General features: G+C 52.4%; 11 protein-coding genes. 8 read left to right on the top strand and 3 right to left on the bottom strand.

Features of this window, described 5'->3' with window-relative positions:
* On the top strand, positions 1-164 hold a 164-nt coding region (locus GOV91_RS22980; RefSeq protein ID WP_171237109.1), incomplete at its 5' end, for an integrase core domain-containing protein.
* A gap of 738 nt (positions 165-902) precedes the next feature.
* Here GOV91_RS22980 and GOV91_RS22280 read toward each other — a convergent pair.
* Positions 903-1,604 (bottom strand): DUF1194 domain-containing protein, encoded by a 702-nt coding sequence (locus tag GOV91_RS22280; RefSeq protein WP_171237108.1) that lies wholly within the window; start codon positions 1,602-1,604, stop codon positions 903-905.
* 168 nt (positions 1,605-1,772) lie between these two features.
* Between GOV91_RS22280 and GOV91_RS22275 the strand changes: the two genes are divergently transcribed.
* The 6 genes from GOV91_RS22275 (at position 1,773) to GOV91_RS22250 (ending at position 7,061) form a co-directional block, all read left to right on the top strand.
* Positions 1,773-2,309: a histidine phosphatase family protein gene (locus tag GOV91_RS22275; protein WP_171237107.1), complete on the top strand. Its 537-nt coding sequence runs from the start codon at positions 1,773-1,775 to the stop codon at positions 2,307-2,309.
* A 381-nt stretch (positions 2,310-2,690) separates the two neighbouring features.
* On the top strand, positions 2,691-3,629 hold the full coding sequence (locus GOV91_RS22270; RefSeq protein WP_171237106.1) for an MBL fold metallo-hydrolase: 939 nt from the start codon (positions 2,691-2,693) through the stop codon (positions 3,627-3,629).
* A 96-nt stretch (positions 3,630-3,725) separates the two neighbouring features.
* Positions 3,726-4,502: a citryl-CoA lyase gene (locus GOV91_RS22265; RefSeq protein WP_171237105.1), complete on the top strand. Its 777-nt coding sequence runs from the start codon at positions 3,726-3,728 to the stop codon at positions 4,500-4,502.
* Position 4,503: 1 nt separating this feature from the next.
* Positions 4,504-5,817, top strand: a complete 1,314-nt coding sequence (locus GOV91_RS22260) for a phenylacetate--CoA ligase family protein (protein WP_171237104.1) — start codon at positions 4,504-4,506, stop codon at positions 5,815-5,817.
* 42 nt (positions 5,818-5,859) lie between these two features.
* The gene (locus GOV91_RS22255; RefSeq protein WP_171237111.1) at positions 5,860-6,444 is read left to right on the top strand and encodes a VOC family protein; all 585 of its coding nucleotides are present in this window, start codon (positions 5,860-5,862) and stop codon (positions 6,442-6,444) included.
* A gap of 50 nt (positions 6,445-6,494) precedes the next feature.
* Positions 6,495-7,061 carry a hemerythrin domain-containing protein gene (locus GOV91_RS22250; protein WP_171237103.1) on the top strand — a complete coding sequence of 189 codons (567 nt, stop codon included), beginning with the start codon at positions 6,495-6,497 and terminating at the stop codon, positions 7,059-7,061.
* Positions 7,062-7,230: 169 nt separating this feature from the next.
* On the opposite strand, the gene GOV91_RS22245 is transcribed toward GOV91_RS22250, so the two are convergent.
* The gene (locus GOV91_RS22245; RefSeq protein WP_171237102.1) at positions 7,231-7,812 is read right to left on the bottom strand and encodes a hypothetical protein; all 582 of its coding nucleotides are present in this window, start codon (positions 7,810-7,812) and stop codon (positions 7,231-7,233) included.
* A 428-nt stretch (positions 7,813-8,240) separates the two neighbouring features.
* Positions 8,241-9,296 carry a hypothetical protein gene (locus GOV91_RS22240; protein WP_371732358.1) on the bottom strand — a complete coding sequence of 352 codons (1,056 nt, stop codon included), beginning with the start codon at positions 9,294-9,296 and terminating at the stop codon, positions 8,241-8,243.
* Between the two features lie 23 nt (positions 9,297-9,319).
* Here GOV91_RS22240 and GOV91_RS22235 point away from each other — a divergent pair.
* Positions 9,320-9,758, top strand: a 439-nt coding sequence (locus GOV91_RS22235; protein WP_171237101.1) for a class I SAM-dependent methyltransferase, incomplete at its 3' end; no start/stop codon positions are given.

The following is a 9,758-nucleotide window of genomic DNA, read 5'->3' as shown; positions in this document are numbered from 1 at the left end:
GCGAGGTTCTCAATTCCGAATGGTTCACAACGACCAAGCAGGCACAGATCGTGATCAATTGCTGGCTCAGGCAATACAACCACACCCGACCGCATCAGGCCCTCAACATGCGCCCACCAGTCCCCGAAACTCTAGTCCGAAATGGCCCAGAACACGGGGGCTAGACACTTCAATTACGGCGCGCAAACTCAGCATCAAGTCGATTCCTTCGAAAAAGTATTTTTAATTATGATATGGTTTTCTGCACCAAGGGAAAAATCCCCCGCTCAGAGGCGGGGCTGGCACTCGTTACCCCCCATCCCGAAAAAACCCGCATTGTTCGGAGGGAAACCAATTGAACATCGCGGGCGTTAGTTTCGGGGTGCTTTAAGTACGGCGCGGATCGCGGTTTGGATCAAAGTTCCCCGCGTCACCTTAATCTGGGATGATAGGCAACGCGGGGATTTAGTCTGACCATGGGACTGCCCAGACTAAATGGGGTAAGGGTTTTACGGGGTTATTGGCTAAGTGGATCAAACGCAGGCTAGGCTCTGGACCTATTAACTGGTCGGAGCGTCAACGGCTGCTTTGATATAGAGCAGACACTGGTAGAAAATACGGCTATGACCGGGTTGCGGACTAAACTGACGTTTAACGAATTGACCGCGTGGGTATGGGGATCCCACGCGGCCAGACAAGATGAAAAATCGTGCGCTTTCACTCACGCCAAATACCATAGGAGCATAAATTCACCGGCTCAACGAAATGCCGGCGATGGGTGCTTTGGAGGCCGATATTTCAACAGTAACGGCATCAATAACGTCCAACAGATCCCTATTGTTCCGGTCAATTTGGCAAAAGATGCTCGGGAGATTATCAGTCGACGATTTTACGCGCTTCAAGGTCTGCTCCGGTGGCAGAACTCAATTGGACGCTAAGTTTGCCGGCGGTTCCAAACCTGAGATTTCGAGGATCAATTTTCGACGGATTGCTTCTGCAAGATCGTCTTCATTCGCCGCAGTTACGACAAAGGCGCCGATACCACCGATTATCTGCTGCTCGTAGATTTCGGCGAGATCCGGATAACGGCCCGGCGTGTCGCAGAACCGGCAAAGGATTGGAAGCCCGTTGATCGTTATGCCAGACGCAACCACTTCCTCTCGTGCGGTTGATATCGCGGGTCCTGAAAAACTGTTCGGGCTGTCACCCGAGAAATCTATAACTTTTCGCCAACCTTCAAATTCGTTCTGCTCTATGAGCCTCTTGGCGTCGAGCAAGGCTGCCCCAATTGCATTTCGCCCATAGGCTTGCCGAGGCGGGCCTATCAATGCTTCTGCAAATACCTGTGCGCTTTTTGCTCCATCGATTTTGGTCCAATCGACAACAATTGCGGTATTCGCAGCCCACTCAACATAGGTCACCGCTATGGCGCCATAAGCTGTCTCCTGTATTGCAGCAAGCACGCGAGGATCGGTGATTGCGTTAGCGTATCCTTGGCGCTGAAACTCGATTTCCGCCTCGGTTATTGAACCAGACGCATCTGCCAACAAAACGAGTTCCAGTTCCACCTCTTCGGAGAGAACAGGCAAACCAAACAGGATGAATAGTACGGACAGGATGCGCATACAGAAAGGGTAGCGTATCTCTACAGCTTTGAAACCGCTTAACGCTTGATAAGGTTTTTTTGTCCTAGCAACTTAAATTCCACCCACTTGGTGGGTGGCAACGAAAGAATCCGAACCGTCGAACCCGCGAGGCCTCGACCTTCAACAACTCTGCTTTACCTCTGGTTCATGCGTTGGATTGCAGTTCTACTTCTCTTTGTTCCCGGGATCGCGCACTCGAATGACTGGGACAGTTTCTCCGAGCCTGGTGCAATCGCGATTATGCGTCATGCGCTTGCTCCTGGCACGGGTGACCCGGCAAACTTCGAAATTGGTGATTGCGCGACACAGAGGAACTTAGACGAGCGTGGTCGGGAGCAAGCACGAGCCATCGGCGCTGCATTGCAGGAGCGGGGCATTAATTTCGACGCAGTGCTAAGCAGTCAGTGGTGCCGAACTCTCGAAACGGCTGAGCTCCTCAATGTGGGACGCGTCAGTGAAGCTCCACCCCTCAACTCATTCTTCGGCGATTATTCGACACGGGACAGCCAGACAACCCAGACACGCAACCTGATCGCTGAAACCTCGGGTCGTTTGATGCTTGTCACCCATCAGGTGAACATTTCCGCCCTCACGGGACAGACCACGCGATCCGGCGAGGTTCTCATAATTCGATCCACAGCAAATGGTGTCGAAGTTCTTGGCAGCATTATGATACAGCCGTAATTCAAGCGGTTGAAGCAAAGCTTACGTCCACCCGTGGTCACTTGAGATTGTTCAACCATTTTCTAATTCATTTATTTCGGGTCCGAAGAGGAAACCGACCACCCAAAATCAAGGCCATTCGAGGTAAGTTTTTTGACCCAAAACGGTAATTCTATCTTTTTTTTCGACAGGCAGTAACGTGCCGAGGCACACCAATTAATGCTTCGTGCATAGTCACGCAAACAAATCTCTCAACTAATAAAATAATGCAACAAAGACGAAGTTGACAGTTGCTCTTACCGCTTCAGGGAACTGTGCATGCTCGCACATCATTGGTGCGCGTCTAGACCGAACACTGCAGTGATCTAGTTCTCAATCAATAAACTTTTTGGAGACATCCCGATGAGCACCACCGCAAAACTATCCCGACGGACAATCCTTGCTGCCGGCGCTGCTTTGCCACTGGCTGCAGGGGCAACCGTTCGGCCGAGTGCAGCACTTGCCGGAGCGAACGGAGCAATGACTCCGAACGCAAGTAAGTATTCGTTCAATCTCGGTAATTTTGAAGTGTCGACGCTTCTCGTTGGAACTCGTACAGTCGAAGAACCCCAAAAGACATTTGGGATGAATGTATCTCCTGACGAGTTCAAGGCTGTTTCAGAAGAGAACTTCATTCCAGCCGACAAAACCCATTTCTTTTTCACGCCGACCGTTGTGAACACTGGCGAACAGGTCGTTTTGTTTGACGCTGGCCTTAATGCAGCAGGCACAACAGCAGCTCTTGAAGCGGCAGGCCTGACGCCCAATGACATCGACATGGTCGTAATCACGCACATGCACGGCGATCACATTGGTGGTTTGACGGGCGAGGATGGCGCCCCAACCTTTGCAAATGCCAGCTATGTCACAGGGCAGCTCGAGTACGACACGACCGCCGACGCTGGAAACGAAGCATTCGATGCAAAAGTTCGTCCGCTTGCTGACAAGATGACTTTTATTGGAGATGGCGACACAGTGGTTTCCGGTATCACTGGTATGGCAGCCTTCGGTCATTCACCTGGTCATATGATCTACATGCTGGAAAGCGGTGGTAAGCAGGTCGTAATTACGGCGGACACGACCAACCATTATGTCTGGTCGCTTGCTTATCCTGACTGGGAAGTTCGTTTTGACCGTGACAAGGCAGCGGCGGCTGCAACTCGCCGAAAAGTCTTGGGCATGCTTGCCACCGAACGGATGCCCTTCATTGGCTATCACATGCCGTTTCCCGCTGTCGGCTATGTTGAAACGCGTGGCGACGGCTTCCGCTATGTGCCGCACACCTATCAGACGTTGCTGTAGACTAAAGGTTGCGACTGAAGCAATAGCGGGGCGGATTATTGCGCCCCGTTCAGCTAATTGATCTGTGGTAAGTTGCGATGAAAAGGGAGATTTCCGATGCAGATTGGGAAAGCCGGGAAGGCAATAACATCCATTTCGACAGCAACTCACGACACCATCACGGTGAGAAACCATGACCTAGCACACGAATTGATGGGCAACGTAACTTTTACCGAGTACTTTTATTTGTTGACGACTGGGCGCAAACCAACACCGGATCAGGCCTACTTTCTTGACGTTTTGCTGGTTTCGATTGCTGAGCATGGGCTGGTTCCAACCAACCAAGCTGCCAGGATGACTTACGCAGCTGACCCCGATTTCCTTCAAGGAGCAGTAGCCGCTGGACTGTTGGGCTGCGGCAAGGTTATTCTCGGAACGACCGAAGTAGCAGGACGCTTTCTTCAGGAAACACACACCCGGATCGCGAAAAATGGCGAAGCGCTGGACGACATCATTGTCGAGATGCGCGATGATGGCAGGCGCATTCCAGGCTTCGGACACCCCCTTCACAAGCCAATAGACCCTCGCGCGCAACGCATTCTTAACCTTGCCGAAAAACGGAAGGTCATGGGCACCTACACACAGCTCGCCCGTGAGATAGAAGGTTCTGTGTCTCGCCTTTGGCCGAAGCCCTTACCGATGAACGTCTCGTTCGCGATTCCCGCAGTACTCCTCGATTTGGACTTTCCGCCTTCAGTGCTTAAAGCGGTCCCCATTCTGGCACGCACGGCAAGTCTGCTAGCTCACCTCGCTGAGGAGAGTGAAACGCCTATCGGATTTACGTTGGCGCACCACGCGGAGATGGGCGTCAACTTCAAACCAACCAGGTCGTGAAATGGGCCAGCAAAAACTGTCTGACTTGCCTTGGAACGAACTCGCCGCTGTGAATGATGCGGCATACCGGAAGCAGCTTGCGTATCTCTGGGAACACTCCGAGTTCTACCAGACAAAGCTCGCCGCCGCGGGAATAGCCTCGGCCGAAGAAGCCGGGGGGCTCGACGACGTTTCGAAGTTGCCGTTCACTGAAAAAGACGAGCTACGTGCGTCGCGAGACGAAGATCACCCCATTGGGCGTCATCTTGCGGCCTCCATGACGGAAATCGTTCGGGTGTACTCGACCAGCGGGACTACAGGAACACCCAGTTACATCCCGCTTACTGCTGATGATTTGGCTAATTGGGTTGAAATTTCAACTCGATCTTATGGCGCCAGCGGATTGGCCAAGGGCGAACGTATGGTAACGACGTATAATGCCGGGCCTTTCGTTGCGGGAGTGACGCTAGACGCTTTTGCTAAACTCGGGGTCTGTCACATTCCAGTTGGTGCTGGAAATACCGAGCGGTTGATGACTGCTATTCAACTCCTAAAGCCTACCGTTCTCGGCTGTACGCCGTCTTATGCGCAGTACCTTTCGGAATGGGCGTTCGAGCGTGGAGTCGACACGGCTGCGTCCTCGGTGAATAAGATTCTCGTCGCCGGAGAGCCCGGCGGTGGCGAACCTTCAATGCGGCAACGCATTGAAAAGGCTTGGGGTGCGCGGGTGACTGAAGCAATGGGAATCGGCGACATATCTGTGTCACTTTGGGGGGAGTGCACGCATCAGAACGGAATGCACTTCTCCGGCGCAGGTTTTGTTCACTTCGAACTTATTGACCCTGAAACCGGCGCCAACATCCCCATCGAAGACGGTTCAGAGGGCGAGTTGGTCTACACCCACCTTATGCACCAAGCTGCACCTCTTCTTCGCTTCCGCTCACGTGACAGGGTACGTCTAAGCACTGGAGCTTGCCCATGCGGCCGAGATACCCCGCGCGTGCGTTGCATCGGTCGGACCGATGATCTTTTGATTGTACGCGGCGTCAACGTATTTCCTTCCGCTGTGCGAGACGTCGTCGGAAAAATCGGGGCTGAGGTCAGCGGAGCAATCTCGATCAGGCCAAAGACTAAATCAGTTAAGCTAGCGCCGCCATTACCAATCGTCGTCGAGTTGGCAAAAGACCAAGAAGCCGACGTTGGGCTATCCAGTCTCATTCGTAAGCGCCTGCGTGACGAACTGCTGGTGACAACCGACATTACTTTGGTTCCTTTCGGCACACTGCCTAGAACGGATTACAAGTCAAAGCTGGTCGATTGGTCAGAAACGGAATGAAGCCAAAATAGTGGAGCAAACGAAATGGAAAAGAGTAACGACCTGCGGAAAATCCAGACGCAGGGCGTCCACCACATAACGATTATTGGAGCAGACCGGCAATCCTCCATCGACTTTTGGGAAGGCGTGTTGGGCATGCCGTTCGTCTTCGATCAGCCGAACCTCGACAATCCGAACGAAGGGCACATTTACTTCGATCCCGGTGACGGTCGTTTAATCACGATCTTCACAAATGAGGACCGCAAGCCTGACCCGACCGCTGTTCCCGAGGACACCGGATCGCTTCACCATCTTGCGTTGAACGTGAGCCAGGCGACGTTCTGGCAAGTTCAGTCGAGACTTGACGCACGGGGCGTCGCGCATTCCGGCCCTGTTGATCGTGGGTTTATGGATTCAATCTACTTCCGCGATCCTCTCGGCCTTCGGATCGAATTGGCTTCCTATCGTTTTGAGCCGCCCGAAGGCTGCCGACACGCCGACGTGATGATCGAAGCTCACCGTATCAGGGTGACGCGGGGAGATCACCATATCGACAAGGAACATCTTGCCGACGCCATTGAGCTCCTGGTCCGTAGGGATCAGCAGTCCCTGTCCAAGGATCGCTCGGCTCGAAACCCTTACTCCTAAATAGTGTCAAGCAAGTGTGGCTTCCTTTACGTGTTGAAAAGAAAGTTGAGATGGATAATTTTTCGACCCAACTCGGTCAACGCGATGGCCTCCCGGACGCGCTTTCAGTGCTGCTTAAAGAGTATCCCCGCGAAGGCTGGGAAGAACATCCAGGCTTTGAAGGACTCGTCCGCTTTTGGCTGGACCGCCACATGATGTTCCGTCGGCTTTTGGAAATGCTGGCGACTGAAACCGAGAAACATTTGGACCAAAAAACGGACCGGATGGTCTTCAAGGCGCATGTAGCAAAGCTTGGCTCGATGTTGGTTGGCGAACTGAACGGTCATCACAATATAGAGGACGCACACTACTTCCCTATATTGGCGAAGAAAGACTTCCGGATTAAGCGCGGCTTCGAAATCCTTGACCGTGATCACCACGCTTTGGATGATGTCTTGCATCGTTACGTTAAAGCGGCGAACGCCGCGATAAATGCAGAACTCCAATCTTCTCGAGAGATCGGCAAGTTTCTCGAAGAGACGAATAGACTTGAGAGTATGTTGTCTCGCCATTTGATTGACGAGGAAGAACTTGTAGTTCCGGTGATCCTTAAGCATGGCGCGGGCGGTTTGGGTTGAAGTTCACGCCTCGTCGCAAGCAACAAACCGTCAAGTGGCTTGGAAAAAATGGGTTCTTCCGAATACAGTCTGTACGAGAAAGCAACTGCGCGCCCAACTTTTGGGGGGACAATTCAAACAAACGAAACGGCCTAAAGCGGTTGTCTAAGCTGTTTGTGTAGGCAAACCTTCAGAATGATCTTTCGATCACCTTTTCAAGTGAAACTGGTGTGACTTCGACAATCCGTTCGAAGGGATTCCCCATAACGACGATTCCAAAAAGTACTGCGCCGTTTAATGCCGCAAACATCGCCATCACCGCCGTTGAAGCACTACTCAATGGGTATGCTAGGAAGCAAATCGCCGTAAATACAAAGCCGACTGAAGCGATCGTCCAGAATAGCTTGGTTGGGCCAGACAGGACATTCAAACTGAGAGTTGCCCGGGTCTCTTGTACAGCCAGATGACTGACAAGAAGGTCATCCGCAAGTGGTTCGCTTGCGTTCGACCGCAGATGCATCAAGCCAGTACCGATCTCACTCATTAGCGCGTCTGCTGCCAACGAAAGCCCGCCTTCCCCGAGAAGGGGCCATTCCTCATTGACTAAAATGTTTGCAAGTTCCGCCACTTTGGCTCTTATGATCGCAACTTCCGGGTCGCTCGACCAACCCAAACCTTTATAAACTCGCTCGATTTCAATAGCCTGCTGGTTGGCAACAAATCTCAATTCGGTGAAGTCTTCGCGAGTTACGCTAAAGCCAAGCGTCAGCAACAGCGAGTGTATCACTGATATTCTGAATGCCCCCCAATCAAGGATCTTAATGTGTTCGTCGGCTATTCGGTTATGTATTGCGGCGTGCATCACTCGGTACAGCAAAGTTACGACTAGGGTGAAGCAAGCGACACACAGCATGAATACGGGTATCAGATCATTAGAAAAGGCCAAGCTCCATACCTTTCGATCACTTTATGCCAACGCTCACCACCAACTTCTGATTGAGCATCCAGCAACTGTATATTGGAAACGTATGGCCGCAAACAACGCTGCTTTTGGTCAGCTAGGATTAACGTCCGCAAAGGGCTCGGTGCGGTCGTTCGCTTCAACTTGCCTTAATGTCTAGTCTGCGGACAAAGCAGAAGTATGAACTTAGCCGCGAGAAAACCTACGCACACATCTGGCAAACAGGCTCAATGCTGCGATCAGAACCTGACCCTAAACGCCAGCCCGACCAACGGCGCTGTTTCATAGCTCTGACGACTAATTTCGGCTCCATTCGCATCATCTAGCGTCAGGCGGCCGTCAATTTCTGCGCCTGCAAATACGCTCAATGAAACCCCGGGATTCGGGTTGTACCCAACAGAAAGAACTACAGGGATACTCCTATCTTCACCTACGCCATCCGGGGCAAGGCCATCCCCATCCAACCTGAATCGTATCCTTTCCGATCGCGCGGTCAACGAAAGTTCTATCGTGTCATTCAACGCGTAGCTCAGTGTCAATCCGGGACCTTGCGTTGCTCCTAAACCAGAGCCAGTGTTCAAGTTCCAGCGATCATTTATGTCCCAGTCGATCAGCAAAGCCGGAAAAAAATCAGTACTGTCATCGTCAAACTGAGAAAACGCACCAAAGGCCGGGCCTATCGTCAGGCGCTCGCTCAGTTGCCAAGCAAGACCAGCAAAAACACCATAGGTTCTGCCGTCAGAAGAGGAGGCCCCGCTTTGATAGTCCCACCTGATTTGTGGCGACACAAAAACCGTAGCAGTATCACCCACACGAAACCGGACAGGAACAGCAATGCGAAGGTCACGGATGTTTTCCCAAGGCTGGTTGTTCGGTTGGCTGAAGTTATAATCCAGCTTGCCAAAGCTGGTGGAAAGCCCAACGGAGTTGCCTTCTTCCAGATTGTAAAGTGCGGTGACACGTAGAAATGTTCGACTTGCAGAGAACTCGCCACCGTCACTCAAATCCGCGTCCCCTTGAAACGCGGCAAGCCCATCAATCTGATACGCCCAACCTAGCCGGGGCTGTGCAGCAGACGGAAACGCTGTAAACCCTAAGGAAATAGTTCCAAAGCAGCACGTTAGAACAAGGTTTTTCATATGACATTTCCTACGTGACGCTGGACTCCCTTCGGGTTGCCATTCCTGAACGAGCGGTTCAAGTCCTTTAGATTCTAATCTGCGGACAAAGTTGACATCACCCTTCTCGCTACGGGCAATCGTTGACGAAAGATATGGTACATTTGAATTGACCACCAAAGTAGACCTGGGAGGAGGCAATGTCGTTCGAGGAGTTCAGAAGACAGGAACTTGAGGGTTGGGACAAGCGGGCCGTTATGTATGAAGGGTTGACCGCTCGCGTCACGACGCAGGCTATACCCGCGCTTTTGTCCGGAGTGCGAGCGCGAGTTGGCCTTCAGATCCTCGACATTTGCACAGGTCCCGGGTTTGCTGCCGGAGCAGCTGACGCTATCGGCGCAACTGCCAAAGGCATCGACTTTGCGCCGAGCATGGTCGAGGTCGCACGACAGCGGTTTCCGCACCTGGAGTTTCGTCAGGGCGACGCTCTAGCGCTTGAAGAGCCTGACGGCTCATACGATGCGGTAATCTGCAACTTTGGGGTCTTTCACTTTACAGATCCAAAATTGGCCTTCGGTGAAGCCTACCGCGTTCTGCGACCTGGAGGACGTTATGCCTTCAGCCAATGGTCGCAGCCGA

The organism is Ruegeria sp. HKCCA6837 (assembly GCF_013034475.1).
Lineage (GTDB): Bacteria > Pseudomonadota > Alphaproteobacteria > Rhodobacterales > Rhodobacteraceae > Ruegeria.
This window is presented reverse-complemented; position numbering and strand designations above follow the sequence as displayed.

Excerpts from the sequence above, each read along its gene's own strand:
- GOV91_RS22280 (WP_171237108.1), bottom strand. The coding sequence starts at position 1,604 with ATGCGCATCCTGTCCGTACTATTCATCCTGTTTGGTTTGCCTGTTCTC.
- GOV91_RS22270 (WP_171237106.1), top strand. The coding sequence starts at position 2,691 with ATGAGCACCACCGCAAAACTATCCCGACGGACAATCCTTGCTGCCGGC.
- GOV91_RS22260 (WP_171237104.1), top strand. The coding sequence starts at position 4,504 with ATGGGCCAGCAAAAACTGTCTGACTTGCCTTGGAACGAACTCGCCGCT.
- GOV91_RS22265 (WP_171237105.1), top strand. The coding sequence starts at position 3,726 with ATGCAGATTGGGAAAGCCGGGAAGGCAATAACATCCATTTCGACAGCA.
- GOV91_RS22250 (WP_171237103.1), top strand. The coding sequence starts at position 6,495 with ATGGATAATTTTTCGACCCAACTCGGTCAACGCGATGGCCTCCCGGAC.
- GOV91_RS22275 (WP_171237107.1), top strand. The coding sequence starts at position 1,773 with ATGCGTTGGATTGCAGTTCTACTTCTCTTTGTTCCCGGGATCGCGCAC.